The sequence below is a fragment of the Paraburkholderia sp. RL17-373-BIF-A genome, from assembly GCF_046030175.1.
In the GTDB taxonomy this organism is placed as follows: Bacteria; Pseudomonadota; Gammaproteobacteria; order Burkholderiales; family Burkholderiaceae; genus Paraburkholderia.
Genome location: NZ_JARESO010000493.1, coordinates 1 through 316, shown reverse-complemented (window position 1 = coordinate 316; position 316 = coordinate 1). Strand labels below are relative to the sequence as shown.

At 61.7% G+C, this 316-nt stretch carries 1 pseudogene; it reads left to right on the top strand.

The features are described 5' to 3' along the window. Positions 1–73 precede the first annotated feature (73 nt). Positions 74–316 (top strand): annotated as a pseudogene (locus P0D80_RS51515) (transposase); the annotation flags it as partial.

Here is a 316-nt window from a genome sequence, read left to right as displayed (position 1 = left end):
CTGTTGCCTCACGTAGTTTGCTACTCGTCGGATTGTCCGGCGGGAGCGGCATGAGGTGACGAGGCAAATCAGCATGACGACACGCAAGGAGTTGGTCGCAGCATTGCAATTGCGCTATGGCAGCGCGACGTTCAGTGACCGGATCAGGATTCTCGATGAGTTCGTGGCTCTGACCGGGTACCACCGCAAACACGCCATCCGGCTGCTGCGGGAAGAGCCTGGCGCGGCAAAGGGGACGCGGGAGCGCAACCGGCTGTACGACGAGGCGGTACGCCAGTCGCTGACAGTGTTGTGGGAAGCAGCCGACAGGGTTTGC